The following is a 26,428-nucleotide window of genomic DNA, read 5'->3' on the forward strand; positions in this document are numbered from 1 at the left end:
ATCCATGCCCGCTGCACGCCTCCTGCGCCCGGATCGTCCGTTCAAACCCGCTATTCGCAGTGCGTTGCTGAGCCTTGTCCTGATCGTTGTCGCCTGCCCGCTGGCCGTCGCCGGCGAGCCTGCGCAACTGGATACGCTCGCCCTGCGTGCCTACGCCATTCCGGCCGGGCCGCTCGGTGCGACCCTGTCGAGTTTTGCCGTGGACGCCGGCATTGCCCTGTCGTTCCAGCCGGCGCTGACCGACGGCTTGCGCAGCCCGGCGCTGATCGGCCGCTACTCGACCCAGGAAGCGGTCAATCGCCTGTTGGCCGGCAGTGGTCTGGACATGGTGCGGCGCAGCGACGGCAGTTACACGCTGGTTGCGCGTCGGGTCACGCTGGATGAAACGGCGGTGCTCGGCATCGACCGGCGCAGCGACGCGCTGCCGGCGGTGTATGCCGGCGGCCAGGTCGCCAGCGGCGGACGTCTGGGCCTGCTCGGCAACACCGATGTGATGGACGCGCCGTTCAGCGTCAGCACCTACACCTCGGCGCTGATCAAGGATCAACAGGCCGTCACCGTCGGTGATGTGCTGGAACGCGATTCCTCGGTGCGCTCTACCGGGCAGACCGGCGGCATCGTCGACTCGTTTTTCATTCGGGGCTTTCCGGTGGGCGAAGGCAATCTCGGTGAACTGGCGTTCGATGGCGTCTACGGCGTCGCGCCGAACTACCGGGTCTTCACCGAGTACGCCGAGCGCATCGAACTGGTAAAAGGGCCCGGCGCCCTGCTCTACGGCATGTCCCCCAACAACGCGGTGGGCGGCGTGATCAACGTGGTGCCGAAACGTTCGCTGGACGAAGACCTGAGCCGTTTCACCGCCAGTTATGCGATGAATGCGCAGCTCGGCGGGCATGTCGATGTCAGTCGGCGTTTCGGTGAAGAACGGCGCTTCGGCGTGCGCATCAATGGCAGCACGCAACTGGGCGACACGGCGATCGACAAGCAGTCGCGCCACGTCAACATCGGCGCGATCGCCCTCGATTATCAAGGCGAGCGGCTGCGCACCAGCTTCGACTGGTTGCGGCAGAAAGAACGCTTCGATGCCGCCTCGCGGCCGTTTCTGATTGCCCCGGGCGTGGACATTCCCTCCGCCGCCAACGGCCGAACCAGCGTGAGCCAGGACTGGGGCTGGTCGAAAACCCAAGACACCTCGGCGCTGCTCAGCGGCGAATACGACCTCAGCGATGCGCTGACGGTGTTCGCCCATGCCGGCGGCGGCAAATCGGCGGTGGCGCGCATGTCCGACCAGACACCGACCATCATCAACCCGGCTGGCGACACGTCTTCGACGCCCGGTTATTACAAATTCGAGGTCAAGCGCTACACCGTCGACACCGGTGCGCGGCTGCGCTTCGACACCGGGCCGATCAGCCACCGCACCGCGGTGCAGGTCAGCCGTTATCGCGATGTGCTGTCACGGGGGATCATTTCCGCCGCGCCGATCCTGTCGAACATTTATCACCCCGTGGATCGCCCGGAGCCTTACATTCCTGAGCCGGCCACGCCGAAAGTCTCCGAGAGCGAACTGACCGGCGTGGCACTCGCCGACACCCTGTCGATCCTCGACGACCGCGCGCAGATGACCCTCGGCGTGCGCCAGCAGAACATCAAATCGGACAATTACAACCCCAGCGGCGTGGTCACCACGTTCTACGACGACAGCCGCACCACGCCGCTGTTCGGTGCGGTCATCAAGCCCTGGGACCACGTCGCGCTCTATTACAACTACATCGAAGGCCTGAGCAAGGGCGACATCGCGCCCTCCACCGCCAGCAATGCGGGGGAGATCTTCGCGCCGTACGTTTCGCGCCAGCATGAACTCGGCGTCAAGGCCGACTACGGCACCTTCACCTCGACCCTGAGCCTGTTCCAGATCACCAAGCCCAGCGGCGAACTGGCCGCCGGAGTGTTCTCGGTGCAAGGCGAGCAGCGCAACCGTGGCCTGGAGCTGAACGTGTTTGGCGAAGTGAAGCCGGGCACGCGGTTGCTCGGTGGCGTGACCCTGCTGGACGCCGAACTGACGAAAACCGCCGTGGCCGGCAATCGCGGCAACAAGCCGGTCGGCGTGCCGTCGGTGCAGGCCAACCTCTGGGCCGAATGGGACACCTCGTGGGTCGAAGGGCTGACCCTGACCGGTGGCGCCATCCATACCGGCAGCCAGTACGTGAACCAGGCCAACACGCAAAAACTCGATGACTGGACCCGCTTCGATGTCGGTGCGCGTTACACCACGCGCATCGATGAGCGGCCGACCACGTTCCGCGCCACGGTGCAGAACGTGTTCGATCGAGAGTACTGGTCGGGCGTCGCCTCTTACGGCGCGTTCTCCCAGGGCTCACCGCGCACTTTATTACTGTCGGCGACTGTCGATTTCTGAAACGTTCAGCGTGGCGGCGGCAGGCGCCGCGGGCCGCGCTGACTTTGGCAAAGGTTGGACCATGGCGATTTTCGATCGACGCAGCCAGGCGGTTGCTGCGCTGTTACTGGCGGGCGTGCTGAGCCTGTTTTCCCTCGCGCCGCGCAGTGCTGACGCTGCTGACAGCGACGCTGCGCGCACCGAGGTGACCGACCTGCTGGGACGCAAAGTCAAGGTGCATCTGCCGGTCAGACGGGTGATCCTCGGTGAAGGCCGGCAGCTGTATCTGGTCGCGGCGCTCGATACACAGAACCCGATCGAACGCATCGTTGGCTGGCGCAAGGACCTGATCCAGTCCGACCCGGACACCTACAACGCGTACCTGCGCAAATTCCCCGCCATCGCCAAAATCCCCACTTTTGGTGGTTTCGAGGATGGCACCTTCGATATCGAGCAGGCCATCTCGCAACGCCCGGACGTGATCATCCTCAACATCGAGGCGCAGCACGCCACCGAGGATGCGCGTTACATCGAAAAGCTCGACGCCCTCGGCATCCCGGTGGTGTACGTCGACTTTCGCAACAACCCGATGCAGAACACCGAGCCGACCATGCGCCTGTTCGGCCAGTTGTTCGGCAAGGAGCAACGGGCCGAAGCGTTCATCGATTTTCGCAACCAGCAGATCCATCGCGTCACCGACGTCATCGAAAAACAGCACCCGCCTCGCCCGAGCGTGTTCATCGAGCGCATCGGCGGTTACACCGATGATTGCTGCCTGAGTTTCGGCAATGAAAACTTCGGCCTGTTCGTCGACATGGCCGGCGGCAACAACGTCGCGCGCGGCATCATTGCGACCACGTTCGGCCAGTTGAATCCCGAGCAAGTCATCGTCGCCAATCCGGCGCATGTGGTGGTCACCAGCGCCAACTGGGAAGCGTTTGCCCCCGGTGGGCACTGGGTCGGCGTCGGCCCCGGCGCAGACATGGCGCAGGCACGGGAAAAACTCGCCTGGTACACCCAGCGCCCGGCCTACGCCGGCATCAAGGCTCAGGAGCATCACGCCTTCCACGCAATCTGGCATCAGTTTTACAACAGCCCCTACCAGTTCGTTGCCATCCAGCAATTGGCCAAATGGTTTCACCCGGAGCTGTTCGCCGATCTCGACCCGGACGCAGCGTTCCGCGAACTGCATGAGCGCTTCCTGCCGGTGCCGTACGAATCCGGCTACTTCGTCAGCCTGGGCGAGACCGAGGCCAAGCCATGAGCTCGATGACCGACACCGTGGAAGTCCAGCGCGAAACCTATCGCCGTCTGGTGCTGCGCAAACGCCTGATCCTCGCCGGGCTGGTGTTTTTACTGCTGTGCAGCGTACTGCTCGATCTGGCGCTCGGCCCGGCCAGCTACAGCCTCAGCGAAGTGCTCGGCGCCCTGTTGTCACCGGACAGTGCCTCGCCGCAAGTGCGCGTGGTGATGTGGGACATTCGCCTGCCCGTGGCGTTGATGGCGGTGGCCGTTGGCGCGGCGTTGTCGCTGGCCGGCGCGCAGATGCAGACGATCCTCAACAACCCGCTGGCCAGCCCGTTCACCCTGGGCATTTCCGCCGCCGCCAGCTTCGGCGCGGCGCTGGGTCTTGCCTTCGGCGTCGCGCTATTTCCGCTGGCTGCGCAATTCATGGTGCCGCTCAATGCGTTCATCATGGCCATGCTTTCGGCGCTGCTGATTCACTTTTTGAGCATGCGCCGTGGGGTCACCGCCGAGACCATTGTTCTGCTGGGCATTGCCCTGGTCTTCACCTTCAACGCGCTGCTGGCGCTGGTGCAGTTTTTTGCCACCGAGCAAGCCGTCGCCGCCGTAGTGTTCTGGACCATGGGCAGCCTGACCAAAGCCACCTGGCCAAAACTTGGCATCATCTGCCTGGTGATCCTTATCACCCTGCCGATTTTCGCCCGCCGTGCCTGGGCCTTGACCGCCCTGCGCCTGGGCGATGACAAGGCGGCGAGTTTCGGCATCAACGTGCGCAGCCTGCGCTTTCAGACGCTGATCATGGTGAGCCTGCTCGCCTCGTTTCCCGTGGCGTTCGTCGGCACCATCGGCTTTATCGGCCTGGTCGGCCCGCATATCGCCCGGATGCTGATCGGCGAAGACCAACGCTTCTTCCTGCCGGCCTCGCTGCTCACAGGGGCGCTGATCCTGTCGGCCAGTTCGGTGGTCAGCAAGACCCTGATTCCCGGCGCGATTTTCCCGATCGGCGTGGTCACCTCGCTGATCGGCGTGCCGTTCTTCATTTCACTTATTCTCGGCGGGAAGAAAAACTCATGGTGAAGCTGCAACTGGACAATCTGGGCGCCCGCTATGGCCAGCGCGAGATCATCCGCGGCGTCTCCACCGCGCCGTTTCTGGGTGGTCAGGTGGTCGCAGTGGTCGGGCCGAATGCGGCCGGCAAATCGACGTTGTTCAAGCGCATGGCCGGGCTGATCGACGGCCCTGGCCAAGTGATCCTGCAGGACTCGAAAAAAGGCCCGACGGGGATCAGCTACATGCCCCAGGGCCTGAACGCCAGCGCCCGCCTGACCGTGTACGAATCGGTGCTGCTGGCGCGCAAACAACTGACGCCGGGCTGGGTCGTCCACGATGACGAACTGAAACTGGTCGACGACATTCTCGCCGCACTGGGCATCACCGCCCTGTCGTTTCGCAACCTCGGTGAACTCAGTGGCGGGCAGCAGCAACTGGTGTCCATCGCGCAGACACTGGTGCGCGAACCGGAAATCCTGCTGATGGACGAACCGACCAGCGCCCTCGACATGCATCGACAAGTGCAGGTGCTGAACTTCATGCGCAGCCTGGCGCGGCAACGCGAGGTGATCGTGTTCATTGCGATTCATGATCTGAACCAGGCGCTGCGGTTTGCCGATCAGGTGCTGGTCATCGCTGATGGCACCACCCAGGGCAGCGGCCCGAGCAGTGAGGTCATCACCGAGCAGATGCTGCGCAGCGTGTACAAGGTTGAAGCGCGGATCGAACAGTGCAGCCGCGGGCTGCACCATATTCTGATCGACGATATCGTCTGAGGCGCAGCGCTCAGGGATCGATCTGAGCCATCAACTCCGGCACTGATTCGGGCCGGCGCGCATACCGCTGGGCCAGCACCGCGCAGACCATCAACTGGATCTGATGGAACAGCATCAGCGGCAGGATCAGCACGCCAATGGTGCTGCCGGCGAACAACACCTGCGCCATCGGCACGCCGGTGGCCAGGCTCTTTTTCGAACCGCAGAACAAAATAGTGATGCGGTCCTCCTGATTGAAGCCAAACGCCTTGCCGAGCAGGATCGACGCCATCAGCACCAGCGCCAGCAGGATGCAGCAGACCACGATCAGCCCGAGCAATTCGAACAGCGGAATCTGCTGCCAGATGCCCTCGTTGACTGCCTCGCTGAACGCGCCGTAGACCACCAACAGAATCGAGCCCTGATCGACGAACTTCAGCCAGTTTTTGTTGCGCCCGACCCAGGCGCCGATCCAGCGCCGAGCGATCTGCCCGGCAATGAATGGCAGCAGCAATTGCACACTGATTTTCACGATGGCATCGAGCGTCGAACCGCCGTCACCGTGGACGTTGAGCAACAGCGTGACCAGCAACGGCGTGAGAAAAATTCCGAACAGACTCGACGCCGCCGCGCTGCAAATCGCCGCCGGAATATTGCCCCGCGCCAGCGAAGTGAAGGCAATCGCCGATTGCACCGTGGCAGGCAATGCGCACAGGTACAGCATGCCCATGTACAGCTTGTCGCCGATCAACGGTGACAGTACCGGTTTCAAAGCCAGCCCCAATAGCGGGAACAGTACGAAGGTCAAACCGAACACCAGCAGATGCAGGCGCCAGTGACCGGCACCGGCGATGATCGATTCGCGGGACAGTTTGGCGCCATGCAGGAAAAACAGCAGCGCGATGGCGAGGTTGGTCAGCCAGCCGAAGCCGACCGCGACCTGGCCGCTGGCCGGCAGAAAACTCGCCAACAGGACCACGCCGATCAGTGTCAGGGTGAAGTTGTCGGGCAAAAAACGGGGGCGCTTCATGATATTCATCCGGGGGTTGCCAGTGCTTGCCGACAACTCTAACGTGACTGGCAATTACCGACTAACGCCGAAGAGCCGCAAGATGCCGCCTAAAGGACAAACCAACAGCGTTCGCCGCAGCATTCCCGGGCTGCCCAGCCTGCCGCGTCCGCTGTACGGCAGAACCGAATCGCTGCCCAATCGCGCCCTGACCCGCCGCCATAGTCACCCATGGGTGCAGTTGTCCTACGCGATCCAGGGCGTACTCGAGGTGCAGACCAGCGCCGGGCGTTTCGTCGCCCCGCCCGAGCGCGCCGTGTGGATTCCCGCCGGTGTGCCGCATCGGGTCTTCAGCGCGCCGCACACGGAAATGCGCAGCCTGTACATCGATTGCAGCGTTTCGAGCTGGGCCGCCGAGCATTGCCATGTGCTGGCTGTCAGCGATCTGCTGCGCGAATTGATCCGTGCGTTCAGCCAGGTGCCGGTGGAATACGACGAGAACGGCGCGCACGGTCGCCTGGCGCAAGTCATCCTCGACCAGCTCGCCGAGGCCGCGCAGATCGACCTGATGCTGCCACTGCCACAAGATCCGCGCTTGAAGCAGATCTACCAGAGCCTCGAACAACACCCGGAACAACAAACCACGCTCAGCCACTGGAGCGAGCGGTTCGGCGTCACCGAAAAAACCCTTACCCGTCTGTTCCTGCGCGACACCGGCCTGACCTTCCGCGCCTGGCGCCAACGCCTGCGCCTGCTCGGCGCGCTGACGCCGCTTGAAAAAGGCGAACGGGTGACTGACGTGGCATTGGCGTGCGGGTATGACTCGACGTCGGCGTTCATTGCGGCGTTTCGGCAACAGTTTGGGCAAACGCCAGGGGAGTTTTTTCGCTAGGAAAATCTCCGACACTTCGTTTTTCTCGAAGCATTGCCCAGAAATAAACGATTTTTCCTGCGCATAAATCCGTCGTTAGCATGGCCCTGTCTACCTCAAGCCCATCGACAGGGAGCGTGACATGCCAGCGACCAACCTCAATATCGGCGAACCGTGGATGTGGGGCGCCTTCATCGTTTTTGTGCTGGCGATGCTGGCCTTGGACCTGTTTGTCTTCGGCGGGCGCAAGGCGCATCGGGTGTCAGTGCGTGAAGCGCTGGCCTGGGTGATTGCCTGGTGTCTGCTGGCGCTGAGCTTTGCCGGTTTGCTCTGGTGGTATCTGCACGGCGAGTTCGGCGGCGAAATCGCCCGGCAGAAAACCCTCGAATTTCTCACCGGTTATCTGATCGAGCAATCGCTGTCGATCGATAACATGTTCGTCTTCGTAATGATCTTCAGCTACTTCGCCGTGCCACCGGAATTGCAGCGACGGGTGCTGTTGTACGGAGTACTCGGGGCGATCGTGATGCGCGCGGTGATGATCTTTGCCGGGGTGTGGCTGGTGTCGCAGTTCGAATGGCTGCTGTATGCGTTCGGGGTGTTCCTGATCATCACCGGGATCAAGATGCTGGTGTTTGCCGAGCAGCAACCGGACCTGGAAAAAAACCCGCTGCTGCGCTGGGTACGCAATCACATGCGCATCACCAGCGGCTTTCACGGCGAACGGTTTTTCATCGTGCAGAACGGTGTGCGCTGGGCGACGCCGATGTTTCTGGTGCTGGTGCTGATCGAGGCCAGTGACCTGATGTTCGCGGTCGACAGCATCCCGGCAATCTTCGCGGTGACCACCGACCCGTTCATTGTCTTCACTTCGAATATCTTCGCGATCATGGGATTGCGTGCGCTGTACTTTTTGCTTGCGGACATGGCGGACCGCTTTCATTTGCTCAAGTACGGACTGGCGATTGTGCTGGTGTTCATCGGCGGCAAGATGGTGCTGATGCCGTGGTTCCACATGCCGGTGGAATGGTCGCTGGCGGTGGTCGGCGCGGTGATTCTGGGCTCGGTGTTGCTGAGCCTGGTGATGACGCGCGAGGCGGAACGCAGCACAGAATGACAACACAAAAACCTTGTAGGAGTGAGCCTGCTCGCGATAGCGGTGGGTCAAGTGACTTGGATATTGGCTGACACACCGCTATCGCGAGCAGGCTCACTCCTACAGGGACTGGGGGGATTCTGGGTTCGGTGTTGTTGCCTGGTCATGACGCGGGAGCGTGAACGCGGGACTGAATGACACAACATAAAACCTGTAGGAGTGAGCCTGCTCGCGATGGCGGTGGGTCAGGTGACTTGGATATTGGCTGACACAACGCTATCGCGAGCAGGCTCACTCCTACAGGGGAACGCTGTTATTTATCGGACTTGATGCTGGTCCACACGCGGGTCCGTACGCGTTCGAGCTTCTGTGGCAACGGCTGAACCACGTAGAGTTTTTTCAGTGCTTCCGGGGTTGGCGTCAGGTTCGGGTTGTCGGTGATTTCCTTGTTGATCAACGCCAGCGAATCCTTGTTCGCGTTCGGGTAACCGAGGAAATCACTGATTGGCGCGATGACTTTCGGGTCGAGCAAGTGGTTGAGGAATTCGTGGGCCTCAGTGACGTTTTTCGCGCTTTTAGGAATGGCGAACGTATCGAACCAGATCGGCGCGCCTTCCTTCGGCAGGCGCCAGTCGACCACCACACCATTGCCCGCCTCTTTGGCGCGGTTGCCGAACTGGTAGAAGCTGCCCGAGTAACCGATGGCCACGCAGATGTCGCCGTTGGCGATGTCGGTCATGTACTTGGCCGAGTTGAAGTAGGTCACGTACGGGCGAACCTTGAGCATCAACGCTTTGGCTTTTTCATAATCGGCGGGGTTCTGGCTGTTCGGGTCGAGACCGAGATAGTGCAGCGCCAGCGGCAGGATTTCCGTCGGCGAATCGAGCATCGCCACGCCGCAGGATTTGAGCTTTTCCATGTTCTCCGGTTTGAACACCAGATCCCAGCTGTCCACCGGTGCGTTGTCGCCCAGCGCCGCTTTGACCTTGGCCGGGTTGAAACCGATCAACACGGTGCCGACCATGTAAGGCACGCCGTACTGGTTGCCCGGATCGTTCTTGCCCAACAGTTTCAATAGTTCCGGGTCCTGATGGCTCCAGTTCGGCAATTTCGACTTGTCGAGTTTCTGGAACACACCGGCCTTGATCTGCGTTTCGAGGAATTGGTTGGACGGCACCACCAGGTCGTAACCGGAGTTGCCAGTGAGCAACTTGGCTTCCAGCGATTCGTTGGTGTCGAAGGTGTCCCAGGTCACTTTGATGCCGGTTTGCGCGGCGAAATCCTTGGGCACGGCGGGCAGGATGTAATCAGCCCAGTTGTAGACGCGCAGCTCGCGTTGCTCGGCCTGGACGGCGCTGGCCAACAGCGTCAGCCCACACACAGTGGCACCCAGAATACGTTTCATCGTGACCATGGTTGTTCCCCGAAAGCGGCGTGAGTTCGATGGTTTTTATGTTCTGTACACGGCAGTGGCCGAAATGGCGGTCAAGGGTCATAAGGTCGAGCGTTTCGTTGTGCCTTTGATTCTTGCCGAGAGCGCCAGGGGATCACAGTGGGGCATCGGCCAAAAGGGGATCGATATGGCCAATTTAGATGACCGCCAGGATGCGCAAACGACAATGCCCGGCACAGGCCGGGCATTGATTGGACAGCGGAGCGACTCAGTCGGTATCCATCACCTTAGTCGGTATACCCCAACTTCGCCGCCCTGCTTTGCTGCGCCTGACCACGGGTCGCCAGGCAGTAATACAGCGGCACGGTGGCGACCAGGCCGACCAGCCACGACAGGTCGGCGCCTTCAACCAGATTGGCGTACGGTCCGACGTACAGCGAGGTGTTGGCGAACGGCAACTGCACGATGATGCCGATGAAGTAGGCAATGATTGCGTGCAGGTTGAAGCGTCCGTAGATCCCGCCATCGGCGCGGAAGATCGAGCTGATGTCGTAGCAGCCGCGCTTGATCAGATAGAAGTCGATCAGATTGATCGACGCCCACGGCACCAGCACCAGCAACAACGCCAGAATCAGCCCGATGAACTGCGAAATGAAATCCGCCGATGCGCCCAACGCGACCACGCAGCAACCGGCGAGCACTACGCTCGACAACACCACGCGCACCTTGATGCTTGGCGTCCACTGGCTGGCGAAGGTCTGGATCGAGGTGATGATCGACAGCACCGCGCCGTACAGATTCAGCGCGTTATGGCTGATGATATTGAGCAGAAACAGCACCATCAGAATCGGCCCCAGCCAACCGGTCGATTGCTTCACCGCCGCCATCGCTTCGGTGCCCTCCGGCGTCGCCAGCACCGCAACGGCGCCGAAGGCAAACGACAGAATGGTCCCCAGCGTCGCGCCCAGATAAGTCGCCCAGAACGGCTTGGCAATGCCGATATCGGCCGGCAGGTAGCGCGAATAATCGGACACGTACGGCGAGAAGCTGATCTGCCAGATGATCCCCAGCGACACCGTCGCCAGCCAGCCGGACAAGCTGAAGCTGCCGCGAGTGAAGAAGTCCGCGGGCAAGTCATTGGCGAAGATGTAAATGAAGCCGGCGAGCAACGCGCCGCCCATCACCCAGGTGCCGATGCGGTTCAGCGTATGAATGAAGTTGTAGCCGATCACCCCGATCGCCGTGGCCGCCAATGCACCGATCAGAATGCTCATTGGCGCCGGCACCGACGGCGCAATGCCGACGATCGATTTGCCCGCCAGGACAATGTTGGAAATGAAGAAACCGATGTAGATCAGCGCCGCAAAAAACACGATCAGCAGCGCGCCATAACGACCGAACTGACCGCGACTCTGGACCATCTGCGGAATGCCCATGCGCGGACCCTGGGCCGACGCCAGCGCAATCACCACGCCGCCGATCATGTGCCCCAGCGCAATCGCCAGCAGCCCCCAGAACAAATCAAGATGGAACACCTGAACCACCATGGCGCCGGTGACGATGGGCAGTGGCGCAATGTTGGTGCTGAACCAAAGGGTGAACAGGTCGCGGGCCTTCCCGTGGCGTTCCGCGAGTGGGACGTAATCGACCGTGTGATTCTCGATCAACGGATCTTGCCGGGACATCTGGGACATATGCATGAACTCGAGTTTGTCTGTTCTTATCTTTGTATGAAGCCAAACCGGGGGGACTCTTAGGTCGCCCCTCAGATGCAGACCATATTATGGTATTCCAAACTTTTCACAAGACTGATCCGTGATTTACCGCGCCATCTGATACGCCATCCTCGCCCAAAGCGCTGCTGGCAAACCAGCCGAATGCCCCGTAAATATTGAGTTTCCGACGAACGTGGCACGTTTATCGGTTCAGCTGGAAAGGCCTTGCAAACGCAAAATACTGGTATACCATCAGACCATCAAACAAACAAAAAACGCTGCACACCACCCGAGGAATGACCAATGATCGATGCTGCCATTTACAAACAAGTCATGGGCTCGTTCCCGTCCGGCGTCACCGTGATCACCACGCTCGACGATGACGGCCAGATCGTCGGCCTGACCGCCAGCGCGTTCAGCTCGCTGTCGATGGACCCGGCACTGGTGCTGTTCTGCCCCAACTACAGCTCTGACTCCTACCCCGTGCTGATCAAGAACAAGCGCTTCGCGATTCACGTTCTGTCTGGCGGCCAGCAAAGCGAAGCCTACGCCTTCGCCCGTAAAGGCAAGGACAAGGCGCAAGGCATCGAGTGGACATTGAGTGAACTGGGCAACCCGATCCTCGCCAATGCGACGGCAGTGATCGAGTGCGAACTGTGGCGCGAATACGAAGGTGGCGACCATGCAATCATGGTCGGCGCGGTGAAAAACCTGATCGTGCCCGAGCAAGTGGCCGGGCCGCTGGTGTATTGCCACGGCAAGATGGGGGCTTTGCCGGTGCTGGTTTGATGGCTCACCTCAATCAACTGTAGGAGTGAGCCTGCTCGCGATAGCGGTGTATCAGTTGACGTATATGTTGACTGACACACCGCTATCGCGAGCGGGCTCACTCCTACAGGGGTTCGGTGTTGTTTGAGTTATTGATTACGTACGAAACCGGCTCACCAACTGATTCAACGTCTGCGACAGCGCCGTCAGATTCTGAGCATCCTGACGCGTCGAATCCGCCAGGCTCGCCACCAGCTGCGCATCACCATGAATCTGGCTGATATGCCGATTGATATCCTCGGCCACCTGATGCTGTTCCTCGGCCGCCGTGGCGATCTGCGTGTTCATGTCGCGGATCACGTCCACCGACTCACGAATCAATTCAAAACTCGCCCGCGCCTCGTTGATCGACACCACGGTTTCCTGCGACACCTCAAGGCTGGCATGCATCTGCTTGCCCATCTGATGGGTGCGCCGCGCCAGATTGCCCAGCAGTGCATCGATCTCGCCGGTTGAATCCGAAGTACGCTTGGCCAATGCACGAACCTCATCGGCCACCACCGCGAAACCCCGCCCCTGCTCGCCCGCGCGCGCCGCTTCAATAGCGGCGTTGAGCGCGAGCAGATTGGTCTGCTCGGCGATCGAGCGAATGGTGCCGAGGATCGACTGGATGTCGTTGCTGTCCTGCTCCAGTTGCTGCATCGACTCGGCACTATGACCGATTTCCTCGCTCAAACGGCCGACATTGCTCACCGCCGCATCAATCTGCTGCTGCCCGGTGTGGGCCTGACGCTGGCCGTTGTCAGCCGAGTCCGCAGCCTGACTGCAGGAGCGCGCAACTTCGTTGGAAGTGGCGACCATTTCATGGAACGCGGTCGAGACCATGTCCACCGCCTCGCGCTGACGCGACGCCACTTCAGCCATCTCTGCCGAGACTTCGGTGGCGCTGCCGGAGCTGCTGTGGATCTGCCCCGCCGCCTGGCCGATGCGCTGAATCAAGGTGCGGATCGCTTCGAGAAACTGGTTGAACCAGCCGGCCAGCTGCGCCGTTTCGTCCTGCCCGCGCACTTCCAGGCGCGCGGTCAGGTCGCCCTCGCCCTGGGCAATGCCTTCCAGACCACTGGCGACGCCGCGTATCGGCTTGACCATCAACCCGGCAAACCACGCCCCGGCCATGGCAAACAGCAGCGCGCAGACCACAGCGATGACGCCGATGATCCACGTCAGCCGCGTGGCCCCGGCCATCACTTCACTGGCTTTGACCAGTCCGACAAACCGCCAGCCCAGCGCCTCGGACGGCCAGACCAGCGCCATGTAGCGCTCGCCGGCCAGTTCCACCTCCACCAGGCCTTTGCTCGCATCGGCCAGTTGCCGGTAGCCATCGCCCAGATCGGTGAGTTTCTTGAAGTTGTGCGCCGGATCGCTCGGATCGACCAACACGGTGTTGTTCGCCTCCATCAGCATCAGATAACCGCTGTCGCCGAGGCGGATCTGCTTGACCAGATCAGTCAGTTGCTTGAGCGAAACGTCGATATTGACCACGCCGGCATTGCTGCCCAACTGGTTGTTGAAGCTGCGCACGGTGCTGACCAGCACCACATCATCGGCCGCCCAGTAATAGGCTTCGGTGCGCACGGTTTTGCCGGGATTGGCCATTGCGGTTTTGTACCAGGGCCGCGTGCGCGGGTCGTAATTGGCCAGTTGCGCATCGCCCGGCCAGAACAGATAACCGCCCTGCTCGGTGCCCAGCGATAGATAGGTGTACGCCGGATGCGCCTTGGCCAGCCCGGCGAACAGCTTGAACAATTGCTGATCTTGCGGCCCCATGGGCACTTGCGCGGCATCGCTGCTCAGGTAGCGTTTGAGGCTGCCGTCGATGCTCTGCAATTGCGGATGCTCGGCCAGATAAGCGACGTTCTGGCTGATCCCCTCAAAGAACAATTGCATCGCATTTTCGACCTGACGCACTTCGCGTCCGGTGCTGTCGACGAAATTGTCCCGCGCCCCATCGCGGACATTGAGAATGATCAGCGCCGCCACCAGCAACACCGGCAGACTGGCGATCACAGCGAATGCCATGGTCAGTTTTTGTTTGATGTTCATCTGTTGCGCCTTCCTTGTTCGAAGTGTCGGTCAGAAATATTTTGCGGATATTCCGTATTATGGTATACCAATATTCAATCAACCGACCAGCCGTCCTCGAAGGCGTGCCTGAAGGGTGATAAAACTCGCGAGCGTCCAGCGCTCACGGCAGTTCGACAGGCCAGCACACGACCGGCCAATGACAAAAGACTCGAGGTAGCGTCATGAAATTTTCCCTGTTCATCCACATGGAACGCTGGGACGAAAGCGTCAGCCACCGGCAACTGTTCGAAGACCTCACCGAACTGACCCTGATGGCCGAGGCCGGCGGTTTCAGCACCGTGTGGATCGGCGAACACCACGCCATGGAATACACCATCTCGCCGAGCCCGATGCCGCTGCTGGCCTACCTCGCGGCGAAAACCACCACCATCCACCTCGGCGCCGGCACCATCATCGCGCCGTTCTGGCACCCGCTGCGCGTCGCCGGCGAATGCGCCCTGCTTGACGTGATCAGCAACGGCCGCATGGAAGTCGGCCTCGCCCGTGGCGCCTATCAGGTCGAGTTCGACCGCATGGCCGGCGGCATGCCTGCCTCGAGCGGCGGCCAGGCCCTGCGCGAAATGGTCCCTGTGGTCCGCGCCCTGTGGCAAGGCGACTACGCCCACGATGGCGACATCTGGAAATTCCCCACTTCGACCAGCGTGCCGAAACCGATCCAGAAGCCCAACCCGCCGATGTGGATCGCCGCCCGCGACCCGGATTCGCACAACTTCGCCGTGGCCAACGGCTGCAACGTGATGGTCACGCCCTTGATGAAGGGCGACGAAGAAGTCGTCGACCTGAAAAACAAATTCCAGACCGCGCTCGACAACAACCCCGACGTACCGCGTCCGCAATTGATGGTGCTGCGCCACACCCACGTGCACACCGCCGACGACCCGGACGGCTGGAAAGTCGGCGCCAAAGCCATCTCGCGTTTCTACCGCACCTTCGACGCGTGGTTCGGCAACAAGCAAGCCCCGGTCAACGGCTTCCTCGCGCCGAGCCCTGAAGAGAAGTTTGCCGGGCGTCCGGAGTTTGAACTGGAAAGCCTGCACAAGACCGCGATGATCGGCACCCCGGAAGAGATCATTCCGCGGATCAAGTACTACCAGGAACTGGGCGTGGATGAGTTCAGTTTCTGGTGTGACAACAGCTTGCCGCATGCGGAGAAGAAGAAGTCGCTGGAGTTGTTTATCAAGCATGTGGTGCCGGCGTTTCGCTGACAGCACGATAGGCTGACACTCAATAAAAAAGGGGCGAATTCATCGATATGAATTCGCCCCTTTTTTTGCTTGAGTCATCGTACAGAAACTAGCCCTGAAATGAGCCTTTCCGCGATCTGCGAAACTGCTTCAGATTGAAACGCAACTTGCGCGCCCCGTGAGCAACGCGCGGAACCAGCAACGTCCAGCGAGGGTGCAAGGCCACACCGCAATCACGGCTATCCTGACGTGTCATCGAGGATATTTGCGCTGGCAGAGGCACACTGTATTTGATGCATTTGGTGATCAGGGAGAAAACGGGGACAGACCACGTTTTGGACATTTATCTAAGAGAAAACGGGCAGAGAAAACGGGGACAGACCACGTTCTGGAGTGCTTTCTAAACGTAGTCTGTCCCCATTTATCTCCTAAACGTGTTCTGTCCCCCATTTATCCCATTTATCTTATCGAGTCATAAAGAAGAATCCGGATCGGTTTCCGTGCAAGTGCATCAAATTACACAAATGGCCGTAATCAGCTGCTGAGGTTCTTCTTCAAGCGGTACTCCCCAGCCTGAAACCTCAATCAAACCAAACTCTTCATCTGTTATAAACCAGCCTTCGCCCTTATCAAAGTCCAATGACGTGAATTTTTTCAACTCAGCAACATTGCTCCCCAATCTTATATTCGAAGTTAGCGATCCCTGGTAGACAAAAGCACTAGCCGCCTCACCGGGAAAACTAAAATCATAAACTTTAAGCGCGAAAACCTTGTTGCATTTCAGCATCATACTTAAAGCAGGAACACCAGATTCATTGGGATTGATAACACTATTATCATATAAATAAAATACATAACCACCTTCGCCCTTTCGATTGTCGTACTTTGTCAACCTCTTTATATAAGGTTTTTGCTTCATCAATAGCATACATTGCCAGCCATGTTTCGAGATCAGGCGCCGCTAGCCCTAGCGGCACTCCAGCAAGTGATTCCCGGGCAATATGGCTGCGACCCAAGATATGCAAACATTACTCATTTTGGTACCCACTTGTTGGTAGCCGGGTTAAATAGCACTTCTTGCCCCTGAGGGTTCATGAAAAGCGTATCCTTGTCATAAATCGGCTCGTTCGGCCCTTTAAACTGAGGTCGATACGTATCAGTGACGAAAACGGGGACAGGCCACATTTTCTGGAATACTTTCTAAACGTGGTCTGTCCCCATTTGATTCCTTGTTTGTCTAAACGTGGCCTGTACCCATCTATCTACATTTATCTATGCCTAGCTTGAAGCAAACCTTTTTGACAAGAATGGTTTGTAATCCGCAGGAGCAACTTCAATCAGCAATTCAGATTTAACACCTCGAACGACTGACTGATCGACTATAGACTCTACAAAATAATAGAGCTGACTTGAATTTGCGCCAAGCTGTTTTTCATTAGCTACCAAGAACTCTTTAATAATCACGCTTGGAAATTTCTCGACCAAGGCACAACCTAAAATTTCGTAAGCAGAGATATATAGCGAGTTCTCCACTACTCCACTGGCTCCACCCAAGGGAGCCAAAAGCCCTTCCACTTCATGGATAGAAAAAAACCGTAAGGACTCAAGCCAAGAAAGAAATTCATTGAAGCCCTTATTTATAGAGCGCATTTTCTATATCTCCAATCAGCTCTCTGGCAAAATCAATATCTCGCTGCGTATATGGATATTTACCAGGTTGTTGGTTATCGCATTTCGAACGAGGAGGAAACGGGGACAGACCACGTTTTCCACTAAACGAAAACGGGGACAGACCACGCTTTTGGAGTGCTTTCTAAATGTGGTCCGCCCTCATTTATCCCACTTTTATTGTTTCACAAAATCTTCCAGAATTTTATCTTTCTCAGACAATAAGGCTCTGACAAAATCAGCATCAAACTCCATTATCAAACCAATGACATCCTTGATTTTCCATCGGTGCAGTTCGGGATGTTCAACCATTGCGATCAAATGCTGCTTTAGCAGCGGGAGGTACTCTGAATACTTTTCACGGTGCACGAAAGAATATATTTCCGATATTTCAAAAGGCCTCTCGTTGGCCAGAGCGATTGTTTTTGAAAGCACATCATATACCTGACGCCTCGCTAATTCCTTTCCACTGACCTCAGCAGCATTCGCGAAATACATCGTCACTGCCATCAATACATGCCGATATGTATCATCGTACCCATGGAGTCTATGGGTATAAATACCCTCAATAAACTCTGGGCGCCGCATATATTCTTGCAGCACTATCAAGCCGTCATGGACGCCCCAGTTGGTGAGAAGTTTAGAAGCCTGAAAACGCTCCATTTCATTCTCACTGTTGAGCAGTTGTCTCACTGCGGCCATTCTTTCTTCTGAAATGTCTTCTCGGTCAAGGTCACCCGCCTCCACAGCGTAATCGGCGTGCTCCGGAATACCATTGAGCAGTTCGTATGTTTTGGGATCCATCGCCCTCACCTATTTTTTTCACCGGTTTAATGTAGTCAGCCGGAACACAACCTTTGATCGGGCGGGAACGGCGCGAAAACGGGGACAGACCACGTTTTCCATTAAATGGTCGTTTTTTTCGGCCGTCCCGGGCTCCCTCGCTGCACACGACGACCGATCATTGCCTCGACATCAACAGCAAACTTTGAACCGCCAAATACATTATTTCCATTGGTCGCGTCACGAATCTGGTCAACCAATCCTGACTCTAAGTCATTTTTGAACAGTTCGCGATAAGCATCTGCCGGTTGCCTGCCCTGCCCTCCAAGCGCCAAATACTGAGCATGAGGAGTAACAATGTGTGATCGCTCTGATTGTGCGTTAACACGGTAACTTGACCAGCGATACTCTGACGGATGATTTACCATTTTAGCTCTGACGGGATTCATTTCGATGTATCGATAACAGCACAACAAATATCGTTCATTCTCAACAAGGCATGAACGATACCGGCCTTCCCACAAACTTCCGCTTCGATTATACGTACGATTTATATATTGGGCGTATCTTTGCCCGACACCTTTCATCAGCAGGCTTGCGCTGTTGGCATTATGAGGACTGACTAATAAATGTATGTGATTGGTCATTAAGCACCACGCATGAATATCACAATCATTTTTAGAAGCCTGCTCGACCAAAAGCTCCAGATAAAAAAGGTAATCTTCCTCGGCAAAGAAACAGACAGATCTATTGTTTCCTCGCTGAATCAAGTGGAGCGGTACGCCTGGCATCAAAACTCGGGCTCTACGCGGCATCGATGAATCCTTTCAATTGGTCGAACTGAAAGCTTAGCGGGCCGAAAGGTAAACATGACGGCAAATTTTTACGTATTGTTGCAGTCAATTACATTAAACGTGGTCTGTCCCCCTTTACACCCAGCTTTTTTCTTCAGCAACGGGATTTCCTGTTGCTTGTGCAATTGGCGGTTGAACATCTCGACACCGGTTGCACTGGTGATCGCAGTCGTCGCGCCCGTTGCTCCGCCCCCAGACCCCGCTGCCGCGCCTAGACCCGAAGCAATCAAGAAAAAAAGGGGTCAGACCACGTTGTTAGAGTGCTTTCTAAACGTGGTCTGTCCACATTTATCCTTTGTCATCCGCACATTGACCAGATCCAGCAATCACTGAATCAATCTTTTTCAGCTCACTTACATCCATGAAAAATGTTGGTGATAACGGCGCCTTACTAATGATTCTCCGAACTCTTTCAGGAAGCTTCGAAAACGCTAGCGGCGTCACAGGCCTTGCTATTAGTTTATATTTTTCGCCTTGCGAAAAGTCGTAACTATAAACACCTTTTCTAGCCATATCGCAAAAACACTGCAAATATCGGTCCCGCTCGAGCTGACTAATGAAAACAGGCAAGTTATTTTCGATTACTTCAACATCAGAGTTGGCGACCCTAGAAAAAAAATAATCGTAGATTTCTTCGTAATTTTCGATTGAAGCCCTTATCACTTGGGGTATGAAACCTTTTCCTGCCGTAGCAAAATGCAACACACCACCTTCTTGGCATGACGTAAACCAATCAAGATCGTTGAGTTCTAAAAACTCTTCATCCATATTCATTTTTCAACTCCAAATATATTGATACAGTTTTCACAGCGAGGGACTACCTCCCCGGTTCTGGGTCGAATTGCAGGAGTAAAAGCGATATCCTTTAGCCGCAGTTTTGGATTGTTCAAGGGAAAACGGGGACAGACCACGTTTTTGGAGCGGTGTTATTTAAACGTGGCCTGTCCCCTTTTACCTTTAAACGTGGCCTGTCCCCATTTACCTGCCCCCATTAACCCCTCCTCATCAAATTACAACTGAGTCAATTCAGGAATTTCTTCTGACAAACAGTAACCTTCGGCTACCACATGCAAACTTAGATTTTCCGACAAAAACTGAATAGTATAATGTTTTTGCTGCTCAGATCCGAAACTCCCTTTCGCCAGCATTAATAAGTCAGACGTTTTGAATTCAGTCAATCTCCCCAATTCAAGTCCAACTGCATCGCCAATAAAATCAAACACAGCAGTTCCGGGGAAAGGGAGCTTTATAAAGCTACTTACGTTCTTGAAGCATAAGGTCCGTTTTGCCGAGGAAAATTCTTCAGCATCAGTTCCAACACGGTGATAAATTATTTCAACAACTATATCCAAGCCGTCAGAACAGAAAGCCACTTTCGACTCACCATAACCAGGTAGCCAGTCGTAAGGATTGAGCACTTGTAGGGGTTCACCAATCTTCATTTTCTCACCGATTTAAGTTCATTTGCGCCAGTAGGTGGAAGGCCATTATTTCTAAGTTGATCCTGCGCAAGATCATTGAATGTCTTACCGGGATATGCTTCAACTCCAGTTTGATTTCGCCCCACCCACTCGCTCCTTGGAATTCCCGCTTGTTCGAGCGCCGTAGATGATCGTGTGTTCAGGATCAGCCGAGTTCCATTCAGATCAACATAATCCAGAGGCAACTGACTCGGCTTGATGACACCGCTGCTCAATGCGCTGGCGAGGTCTTCAACTGTCTTGATCGGTACGCTGATCAGCAATAACGCGCCGCGACTGCTGATCAGGCCTTGCCCGTTGTCGAGACTTGCGCTGTGGCTGTCCACCGAAGCGCCGGAAATCACGCCTTTTACGTTGTTCAGGGCCGCCGCAATGCGCAGCGTCAGGCCCTGTTGGCTAAGCAGCTTGCCGTAGCTGTTATCGAGGCTTTGTGCGGCAAGCGCAAAGGCTTGCTGGCTGGAGATTTCACCATTCTGGTTGTTCACGCCGTTGAGGTTTTTCAGCAGCAGCGTGCCCGGCGCGTTGATCAGGCCGTTCTGGTTGTTCAGCTGGCCGTTGTGCAGATCGAGGGTCAGATCGGACTTGCTGAACAGTTCGCCGCCCTGCTGATCCAGCCCGGTCAGCGAAACGTCCAGCGCCTGTTGGCTGGCGATGCGTCCGCTGGCGTTGTCGACCTGCCCGGCCTTGAGCGTCAGTGCCGCACCGCTGGTGAGCTTGCCGCCAGCGCTGTTGTCGAATGCGCCGGTTTCGACGCGGCTGATGCCCTGGCCGAAGATCACGCCTTTGTGGCTGTTATCCAGGCTGGCGCTGTTGAGGGTCAGCGCGGAGTCCGTGCTGATCGAACCGCTCCAATTGAGCAACGCACCGGTGCTGGTCAGGCGCAGATTGCCGGCGCTGCCGAGGCTGCCGCTGCGGTTGTCGATACGCGCGGCGTTGACGCTTAGCGCGCCTTCAGTGCTGATGATGCCAGCGTTGATTAACGCATCGTCCAGGGTGATCACCAGGCCGTTGAGGCTGCTGAGCGTGCCGCCGCTGTTGTCCAGCGTCGTGCCAGTGATGGTCGCTGCGCCTTTGACGGCGGAGATCAAGCCCTTGTTCTGGTTGATCAGTCTGGCGACGCTCAGACCGAGGTCGGTACCGGCAAGGATCTTGCCGCCATCGCTGTTGTCCAGGCGCAGGCCTTTGACGTTCAGCAACAGGCTGCTGGAGATCTCGCCGCTGCGGTTATCGATGTCGTCAACGCTGAGTGTCAGCGCTTTGGTAGTGCCGATCAGACCACCGTTCCGGTTGTCGAGGGTTTTACCGCTGAGGTTCAGATTGCCCTGGGCGACCAGTTCGCCGCCCTGCTGTTGCAGCAGGCCGATGGTCCCCAGCAGGTCGCTCTGGCTGGAAATACGCCCGGCGGCGTTTTGAATCTCGGCGGCCGTGAGATTGAAAGGCCCCGCTGCGCTGACCAGACCGCCGCTGTTGTCCAGACGGTTGCCGACGTAAGTCAGGCCGGCCTTGGCGCTGATCACGCCTTTGTCGCGGTTATCCAGTCGCGCGATATTCACGCTCAACTGCTGATCAGCCTGAACCACCCCGGCCCGGTTATCGGCCACATCGCCGCGTAACGCCAGTGTGCTTTTGCCGATGATTTTACCGTCGCGGTTATCCAGCGTACCGGCCTGCACATCGATGGCGCCTTTGGCCGAGATATCGCCCTTGTTGCGGTTGTCGAGCGTGCCGCTGATGCGTGTCGTCAGGCTGCCATCGCTGACCAGCGCACCACCCTGGCGGTTATCCAGACTCGCGGCTCTGACGAACACCGCAGCGCCCGAACCGAGCACACCGTCACGATTGTCCAGCGCACCGCGCAGATCGATCGACAGACCCAGATCACCGAGCACCTGGCCGCTGAGATTGTTCAGCACGCCGCCCGTGACGGTGATGTTTTTCGCGCTGAGCATGCCGCTCTGGTTGTTCAGGATTTGCGTGGCGTTGACGCTCAGGTTGCGGCTGGCGGCAAGACTTTTGCCGGCGTTATCAACGATCTGTGCGCTCAGGCTAAGATCGCCGTTGGCATTGCGGCTGCCGTCAGCATTGACGCCGGCCTCGATGGCGCCAGCGTTGGTCAACTGCCCGCCGGCGCTGAGGGTGATGCTGTCGCGTGCGGCGAGGGTCTGGCGGTTGGTCAGGTTGTCCTGGGTTTGCACGTTCAGCGCGGTGCCGGCGTAGATCGGACTTTTTGCATCAAGGCTGGCGGCTTTGACGTTGACCGCGCCGGTGGCCGAGGTGTCGGCCAGGCTCAACTGGCCGTTGGCGTCGAGCTGGATATCGCCGCCGCTGGCAATCAGTTTGCCGTCGAGTTTCACCCCGACGCCGGCTTCGGTGCCGACCAGTTTGATCGCCCCGGCGTACATGCCGCCGAGCGCCGAGGAATCGATCGCCAGTTGCGGTTTGGCGCTGCCGTCATCGGCGCGCGCGGTGGCATTCAGGCTGTCGGCATTGACGTCGTTGCGACCGGCAACAATCGCTAGGTTCTTTGCCTGAATCTGCGCGTTGATTTTCGCGCTGCGGGTGATGATCTCGAAGCGATCGACATTGCTCGCGTTAATGCCCGCGCCTTCAATCGCTACCGTGCCTTGATCGACCTGGAACCGGTCCAGCCGGCCGTTTTCGATTACCGGTTTACCGGTGGTGAGAGTGACGCGCGGCGAGTTGATGAAACCGCAACCGTTACAAGTGATGCCGTACGGGTTGGCGACGATCACCCGCGCCGATTGCCCCGCCACTTCGGTATAACCACGCAACTGGCTCGGATTACCGCTGATGACTTCGTTGAGAATCGCTTGCGCTGAACCGCTGTTCTTCAGGTTCGGGTTGCCGATGACGTGACCGCCCAGTTGCGTGTTCGACGTTTGTGCAGAACCGTTGTTGAGGATGACGCCCTGCGCGCCGACGTTGTAATCGTGGAACTGGTTGTGCGACAGACCGCTGGCATTGGGCGTGGCGATGTTGACGATCGGCACACCGTTGCCGGCGCGATCCAGCGTGGTGTTCGGGTTGGCGACGACAATGCCGTCGGCCTGCGCCCACAGCGGTTGCCAGAACATGACGTTCGCCAGCACAAAGGCCAGGCCGCGCTTGGGCATGCCAAGGAAAGTCTCCTGGTTGTTTGCGGCTGCGCGGGGCTGATCGGCGAGCGAGACGGGGTGACGAACGTCCATGTGGGCGATTCTCTAAAAAGTCGTTATCAGATGAAAAAGTCGAGGCGGAAATAGATCGGTGCTTCGCGCTCGGGCAGCGCATCCGGTCGTTCCAGGGAATGGGCAAAGGTCACGCTGGCGGCGACGTGCTGGCCGCGGGCGAACAGCTCCAGCGAGTTGCTCGACATGCGCCCGTGCTGATCGCCGTTGTAGCGATCGTTGGCGATCACACCCTGGTCGTAACCGAGGCTGGCGCCGTACTCGGCGAACACCGGTTGCAGCCAGTCGGCGCTCACCGGCCGGCTCCAGCGCAGATCGTTGCGCCAGTAGCCACCGCTGTCGCCGGACAGCGACTGGTCCTTGTAGCCACGGATCGATGACGATCCGCCGAGGCTGGTGCGCTGCGAACTGAACAGCACGTCTTCGCTGCGCTGACCGGTCATCAGGCTGCTGAAGCTGAACGACTCGCCCCACAGCTTGAACGGCTGCAAGTAGCTCAGGGTTGCGCTGTATTTGCGGTAGCGCGCTTCGGGTTCACCGGGACCCGGATCGTGGCTGCCCTGCGCATCGAAGGCGCCGATGCCCTCTTGCATGCCCGCGTCGAAGTTGACGAACGCACTGCCGATACGGCGGCCGTGGTTGAAGCCGAACTGCGCTTCGCTGATGCGGTTGCTGCTCAGCTTGAGCTTGCTGTCTTCGATAAAGTTGTTGGTGCGCAGGTACGACAGGCCGGCGCTGAGGGAAGTCTTGCTGACCGAATCGCGATGAATCACCCGCTCGGCGCGCAGCTGATGGTTTTCGCTGTCGCCGGTCTGCTTGAAGTTGTAGCCATTGGCGGCGATCTGCGAACGGTATTCGCTCTGGCTGTAGGTGTAGCTGAACGTCCACCAGCCCCACGGCAGGTTGTAATAGAGCATGGCGTTGTTGGAGGTGTGTTGATGGTCAGTCATCGCATCGTGGCCGCCGCGCAAGCTCAACTGATCGGCCAGGCCGAGCGGGCTGTCCCAGTCGAACGAAGTGCCCCACTGCTGTTCGCCGGTGCTGCGCTGGCCGTCGTTGCTGCGCGACAGCCCGGCGCGCCATGGCTTCTGCGGCGTGTTGGTCACGCGCACCTCACTACCGCCGACATTCTGCCCGGGGGCCAGCTCCATTTTTGCCTGATTGGACGGCAGGCGATTGAGCTGATCGACCATCTGCTCGATCTCGCGCAGGTTGACCAGTTCACCGGTCTTGCCGGGAAAGGCCATGGACAGTTCACGATCCGAGAGCCGACTGTTGTCGGTGCCCTTCATGCCTTCGAGCCGGCCTTCGACCACCAGCACTTGCAGATGCCCGCTGGACAGGTCCTGTTGCGGCAGATAGGCGCGGCTGGTGACCAGCCCCTTCTCGATGTAGTGATCGGTGATGACTTTGAGCAGCTCATTGAGCTGGGGCACGCCGAGGCATGCGCCGATGTAAGGCTTGAGCAGGCGTGTCTTTTCGCCCTCGCTCAGGCTGTCTGCGCCTTTGAGTTCGATGTGCTCGATCGGGAAACAGCGGCTATCGGTGGGAGTAGCCGGTTGCGCTGGCTTGAGATCTTTGCCGGGCAAATCCTTGAGTTCTTCGAGACGGCGCTGCTGCTCTTCGAGCAGGCGATTCTGGCGGTCGCGGATAAGGTCGGTTTCACCGGGAGTGGGTGCAGCAACGGCGAAATGAAGCGGAGAAAGGCACAGCAACGCTACGCACAACCGCGCCACGAGGGCGGGTGAGGACATGTTCGATCCCTCGAGACGAAAGCGACATCAAAATAGTGGCGCGATATTAGATGGCCATCATTTTGACGTCAAACTTATGTTCTACCATTGGTCGGGCTCGAGGCGATGTTGCGCGGGTAAAACCAGCACCTGCGTACAAGTGCAAAACCGTTGTTGGGCAGATAGTGAACGCTGCCCATTCGGCATTCAGTCATACCCACACACGATCACAAGGAGTTTTCATGAGCACCTTCAAGACCCGAGACGGCACCGAGATCTATTACAAGGACTGGGGCAGCGGCAAACCCGTGCTGTTCAGCCATGGCTGGCCACTGGATGCCGACATGTGGGAATACCAGATGGAATACCTGAGCAGCCGCGGCTACCGCACCATCGCTTTTGACCGTCGCGGGTTTGGCCGCTCTGATCAGCCGTGGACCGGTTACGACTACGACACTTTTGCCGATGACATCGCCGATTTGATCAATCATCTGGACCTGCGCGACGTGACCCTCGTCGGCTTCTCCATGGGTGGCGGTGACGTCAGCCGTTACATCGCCCGGCATGGCAGCGAGCGCGTGGCGGGGTTGGTGTTGTTGGGTGCGGTGACGCCGCTGTTCGGCAAGAAGCCCGACTTCGCCCAAGGCGTCGACAAGTCCGTGTTCGACGGGATCAAGGCTGGCCTGCTGAAGGACCGCGCGCAGTTCATCGCCGATTTTGCCGCGCCGTTCTATGGCACCAATCAAGGCCAGACGGTTTCCGACGGGGTGCTCACGCAGACCCTGAACATCGCCCTGATGGCGTCCTTGAAAGGTACGGTGGATTGCGTCACCGCGTTTTCGGAAACCGACTTCCGCCCGGACATGACCAAGGTTGATGTGCCGACGCTGGTAATCCACGGTGACGGTGACCAGATCGTACCGTTCGAAACCACCGGCAAACAGGCCGCTGCGCAGATCAAGGGCGCCGAGCTGAAAGTCTACGCGGGTGCGCCGCACGGTTTCGCCGTGACTCATGCACAGGCGTTGAATGAAGATTTGCTCGCGTTCCTGCAACGCTGATAAATCGACATGAACGAGAAGAGCCCGCCCG

21 protein-coding genes and 1 pseudogene are annotated in these 26,428 nt (G+C 58.2%); 9 read left to right on the top strand and 13 right to left on the bottom strand.

Annotated elements, in window-relative coordinates:
* The first annotated feature begins 4 nt into the window (after positions 1-4).
* The 4 genes from BLU52_RS14040 to BLU52_RS14055 all read left to right on the top strand — a co-directional run bounded on the left by BLU52_RS14040 (position 5) and on the right by BLU52_RS14055 (position 5,469).
* The gene (locus BLU52_RS14040) at positions 5-2,419 is read left to right on the top strand and encodes a TonB-dependent receptor (protein ID WP_090284119.1); all 2,415 of its coding nucleotides are present in this window, start codon (positions 5-7) and stop codon (positions 2,417-2,419) included.
* 61 nt (positions 2,420-2,480) lie between these two features.
* Entirely contained in the window at positions 2,481-3,662 is a 1,182-nt protein-coding gene (locus BLU52_RS14045) for an ABC transporter substrate-binding protein (protein ID WP_090288563.1), read from the top strand.
* Complete coding sequence (locus tag BLU52_RS14050; RefSeq protein ID WP_090284121.1) at positions 3,659-4,720, top strand: FecCD family ABC transporter permease; 1,062 nt, start codon at positions 3,659-3,661, stop codon at positions 4,718-4,720. The genes BLU52_RS14045 and BLU52_RS14050 overlap by 4 nt, the downstream gene beginning before the upstream one ends.
* Positions 4,714-5,469 carry an ABC transporter ATP-binding protein gene (locus BLU52_RS14055; protein ID WP_090284123.1) on the top strand — a complete coding sequence of 252 codons (756 nt, stop codon included), beginning with the start codon at positions 4,714-4,716 and terminating at the stop codon, positions 5,467-5,469. The genes BLU52_RS14050 and BLU52_RS14055 overlap by 7 nt, the downstream gene beginning before the upstream one ends.
* 10 nt (positions 5,470-5,479) lie before the next feature.
* Here the strand turns inward: BLU52_RS14055 and BLU52_RS14060 are convergent, their stop codons facing one another.
* The gene (locus BLU52_RS14060) at positions 5,480-6,478 is read right to left on the bottom strand and encodes a bile acid:sodium symporter family protein (RefSeq protein ID WP_090284125.1); all 999 of its coding nucleotides are present in this window, start codon (positions 6,476-6,478) and stop codon (positions 5,480-5,482) included.
* An 82-nt stretch (positions 6,479-6,560) separates the two neighbouring features.
* On the opposite strand from BLU52_RS14060, the gene BLU52_RS14065 reads away from it, so the two are divergent.
* Together BLU52_RS14065 and BLU52_RS14070 are read left to right on the top strand one after the other, a co-directional pair.
* On the top strand, positions 6,561-7,349 hold the full coding sequence (locus tag BLU52_RS14065) for an AraC family transcriptional regulator (protein WP_090284127.1): 789 nt from the start codon (positions 6,561-6,563) through the stop codon (positions 7,347-7,349).
* A 121-nt stretch (positions 7,350-7,470) separates the two neighbouring features.
* Positions 7,471-8,445 (top strand): TerC family protein, encoded by a 975-nt coding sequence (locus BLU52_RS14070; RefSeq protein WP_090284130.1) that lies wholly within the window; start codon positions 7,471-7,473, stop codon positions 8,443-8,445.
* Positions 8,446-8,737: 292 nt separating this feature from the next.
* On the opposite strand, the gene BLU52_RS14075 is transcribed toward BLU52_RS14070, so the two are convergent.
* Both BLU52_RS14075 and BLU52_RS14080 read right to left on the bottom strand, forming a co-directional pair.
* Positions 8,738-9,838, bottom strand: coding sequence for a polyamine ABC transporter substrate-binding protein (locus BLU52_RS14075; protein ID WP_090284131.1), 1,101 nt, complete (start codon positions 9,836-9,838; stop codon positions 8,738-8,740).
* A gap of 266 nt (positions 9,839-10,104) precedes the next feature.
* On the bottom strand, positions 10,105-11,511 hold the full coding sequence (locus tag BLU52_RS14080) for a purine-cytosine permease family protein (RefSeq protein ID WP_090284133.1): 1,407 nt from the start codon (positions 11,509-11,511) through the stop codon (positions 10,105-10,107).
* Between the two features lie 324 nt (positions 11,512-11,835).
* On the opposite strand from BLU52_RS14080, the gene BLU52_RS14085 reads away from it, so the two are divergent.
* A complete protein-coding gene (locus BLU52_RS14085; protein WP_090284134.1) occupies positions 11,836-12,321 on the top strand; it encodes a flavin reductase family protein in 486 nt (161 codons plus the stop codon).
* A 135-nt stretch (positions 12,322-12,456) separates the two neighbouring features.
* Here the strand turns inward: BLU52_RS14085 and BLU52_RS27270 are convergent, their stop codons facing one another.
* Positions 12,457-13,224 carry a methyl-accepting chemotaxis protein gene (locus tag BLU52_RS27270; protein ID WP_408003564.1) on the bottom strand — a complete coding sequence of 256 codons (768 nt, stop codon included), beginning with the start codon at positions 13,222-13,224 and terminating at the stop codon, positions 12,457-12,459.
* A gap of 138 nt (positions 13,225-13,362) precedes the next feature.
* Positions 13,363-14,403: pseudogene (locus BLU52_RS27275) on the bottom strand (cache domain-containing protein); the annotation flags it as partial.
* Positions 14,404-14,606: 203 nt separating this feature from the next.
* Here BLU52_RS27275 and BLU52_RS14095 point away from each other — a divergent pair.
* Complete coding sequence (locus tag BLU52_RS14095; protein ID WP_090284138.1) at positions 14,607-15,650, top strand: LLM class flavin-dependent oxidoreductase; 1,044 nt, start codon at positions 14,607-14,609, stop codon at positions 15,648-15,650.
* A gap of 490 nt (positions 15,651-16,140) precedes the next feature.
* On the opposite strand, the gene BLU52_RS14100 is transcribed toward BLU52_RS14095, so the two are convergent.
* The 8 genes from BLU52_RS14100 to BLU52_RS14130 form a co-directional block, all read right to left on the bottom strand.
* A complete protein-coding gene (locus BLU52_RS14100; RefSeq protein ID WP_157720705.1) occupies positions 16,141-16,548 on the bottom strand; it encodes a hypothetical protein in 408 nt (135 codons plus the stop codon).
* A gap of 359 nt (positions 16,549-16,907) precedes the next feature.
* A complete protein-coding gene (locus tag BLU52_RS26705; RefSeq protein WP_157720706.1) occupies positions 16,908-17,279 on the bottom strand; it encodes a hypothetical protein in 372 nt (123 codons plus the stop codon).
* 195 nt (positions 17,280-17,474) lie between these two features.
* Positions 17,475-18,101, bottom strand: a complete 627-nt coding sequence (locus tag BLU52_RS14105; protein WP_090284140.1) for a hypothetical protein — start codon at positions 18,099-18,101, stop codon at positions 17,475-17,477.
* Between the two features lie 101 nt (positions 18,102-18,202).
* Positions 18,203-18,895 carry a transposase gene (locus BLU52_RS14110; RefSeq protein ID WP_090284142.1) on the bottom strand — a complete coding sequence of 231 codons (693 nt, stop codon included), beginning with the start codon at positions 18,893-18,895 and terminating at the stop codon, positions 18,203-18,205.
* Positions 18,896-19,222: 327 nt separating this feature from the next.
* Entirely contained in the window at positions 19,223-19,708 is a 486-nt protein-coding gene (locus BLU52_RS14115) for a hypothetical protein (RefSeq protein ID WP_197677938.1), read from the bottom strand.
* 236 nt (positions 19,709-19,944) lie between these two features.
* Positions 19,945-20,376, bottom strand: a complete 432-nt coding sequence (locus BLU52_RS14120; protein ID WP_090284144.1) for a hypothetical protein — start codon at positions 20,374-20,376, stop codon at positions 19,945-19,947.
* Positions 20,373-23,549 (bottom strand): two-partner secretion domain-containing protein, encoded by a 3,177-nt coding sequence (locus BLU52_RS14125; protein ID WP_456239038.1) that lies wholly within the window; start codon positions 23,547-23,549, stop codon positions 20,373-20,375. Before BLU52_RS14125 ends, BLU52_RS14120 begins: the two co-directional genes overlap by 4 nt.
* Before the next feature lie 101 nt (positions 23,550-23,650).
* Positions 23,651-25,357 carry a ShlB/FhaC/HecB family hemolysin secretion/activation protein gene (locus BLU52_RS14130; RefSeq protein ID WP_090284148.1) on the bottom strand — a complete coding sequence of 569 codons (1,707 nt, stop codon included), beginning with the start codon at positions 25,355-25,357 and terminating at the stop codon, positions 23,651-23,653.
* 221 nt (positions 25,358-25,578) lie between these two features.
* On the opposite strand from BLU52_RS14130, the gene BLU52_RS14135 reads away from it, so the two are divergent.
* Positions 25,579-26,397: an alpha/beta fold hydrolase gene (locus BLU52_RS14135; protein ID WP_090284150.1), complete on the top strand. Its 819-nt coding sequence runs from the start codon at positions 25,579-25,581 to the stop codon at positions 26,395-26,397.
* Positions 26,398-26,428 lie beyond the last annotated feature (31 nt).

The sequence above is a fragment of the Pseudomonas granadensis genome, from assembly GCF_900105485.1.
Lineage (GTDB): Bacteria > Pseudomonadota > Gammaproteobacteria > Pseudomonadales > Pseudomonadaceae > Aquipseudomonas > Aquipseudomonas granadensis.

What these genes read in the sequence shown, in the direction of transcription:
- BLU52_RS14040 (WP_090284119.1), top strand. Translation starts at nt 5, where the DNA reads ATGCCCGCTGCACGCCTCCTGCGCCCGGATCGTCCGTTCAAACCCGCT.
- BLU52_RS14045 (WP_090288563.1), top strand. Translation starts at nt 2,481, where the DNA reads ATGGCGATTTTCGATCGACGCAGCCAGGCGGTTGCTGCGCTGTTACTG.
- BLU52_RS14050 (WP_090284121.1), top strand. Translation starts at nt 3,659, where the DNA reads ATGAGCTCGATGACCGACACCGTGGAAGTCCAGCGCGAAACCTATCGC.
- BLU52_RS14055 (WP_090284123.1), top strand. Translation starts at nt 4,714, where the DNA reads ATGGTGAAGCTGCAACTGGACAATCTGGGCGCCCGCTATGGCCAGCGC.
- BLU52_RS14060 (WP_090284125.1), bottom strand. Translation starts at nt 6,478, where the DNA reads ATGAAGCGCCCCCGTTTTTTGCCCGACAACTTCACCCTGACACTGATC.
- BLU52_RS14065 (WP_090284127.1), top strand. Translation starts at nt 6,561, where the DNA reads ATGCCGCCTAAAGGACAAACCAACAGCGTTCGCCGCAGCATTCCCGGG.
- BLU52_RS14070 (WP_090284130.1), top strand. Translation starts at nt 7,471, where the DNA reads ATGCCAGCGACCAACCTCAATATCGGCGAACCGTGGATGTGGGGCGCC.
- BLU52_RS14075 (WP_090284131.1), bottom strand. Translation starts at nt 9,838, where the DNA reads ATGGTCACGATGAAACGTATTCTGGGTGCCACTGTGTGTGGGCTGACG.
- BLU52_RS14080 (WP_090284133.1), bottom strand. Translation starts at nt 11,511, where the DNA reads ATGTCCCAGATGTCCCGGCAAGATCCGTTGATCGAGAATCACACGGTC.
- BLU52_RS14085 (WP_090284134.1), top strand. Translation starts at nt 11,836, where the DNA reads ATGATCGATGCTGCCATTTACAAACAAGTCATGGGCTCGTTCCCGTCC.
- BLU52_RS27270 (WP_408003564.1), bottom strand. Translation starts at nt 13,224, where the DNA reads ATGGCTGAAGTGGCGTCGCGTCAGCGCGAGGCGGTGGACATGGTCTCG.
- BLU52_RS14095 (WP_090284138.1), top strand. Translation starts at nt 14,607, where the DNA reads ATGAAATTTTCCCTGTTCATCCACATGGAACGCTGGGACGAAAGCGTC.
- BLU52_RS14100 (WP_157720705.1), bottom strand. Translation starts at nt 16,548, where the DNA reads ATGAAGCAAAAACCTTATATAAAGAGGTTGACAAAGTACGACAATCGA.
- BLU52_RS26705 (WP_157720706.1), bottom strand. Translation starts at nt 17,279, where the DNA reads ATGCGCTCTATAAATAAGGGCTTCAATGAATTTCTTTCTTGGCTTGAG.
- BLU52_RS14105 (WP_090284140.1), bottom strand. Translation starts at nt 18,101, where the DNA reads ATGGATCCCAAAACATACGAACTGCTCAATGGTATTCCGGAGCACGCC.
- BLU52_RS14110 (WP_090284142.1), bottom strand. Translation starts at nt 18,895, where the DNA reads ATGCCGCGTAGAGCCCGAGTTTTGATGCCAGGCGTACCGCTCCACTTG.
- BLU52_RS14115 (WP_197677938.1), bottom strand. Translation starts at nt 19,708, where the DNA reads ATGAATATGGATGAAGAGTTTTTAGAACTCAACGATCTTGATTGGTTT.
- BLU52_RS14120 (WP_090284144.1), bottom strand. Translation starts at nt 20,376, where the DNA reads ATGAAGATTGGTGAACCCCTACAAGTGCTCAATCCTTACGACTGGCTA.
- BLU52_RS14125 (WP_456239038.1), bottom strand. Translation starts at nt 23,549, where the DNA reads ATGCCCAAGCGCGGCCTGGCCTTTGTGCTGGCGAACGTCATGTTCTGG.
- BLU52_RS14130 (WP_090284148.1), bottom strand. Translation starts at nt 25,357, where the DNA reads ATGTCCTCACCCGCCCTCGTGGCGCGGTTGTGCGTAGCGTTGCTGTGC.
- BLU52_RS14135 (WP_090284150.1), top strand. Translation starts at nt 25,579, where the DNA reads ATGAGCACCTTCAAGACCCGAGACGGCACCGAGATCTATTACAAGGAC.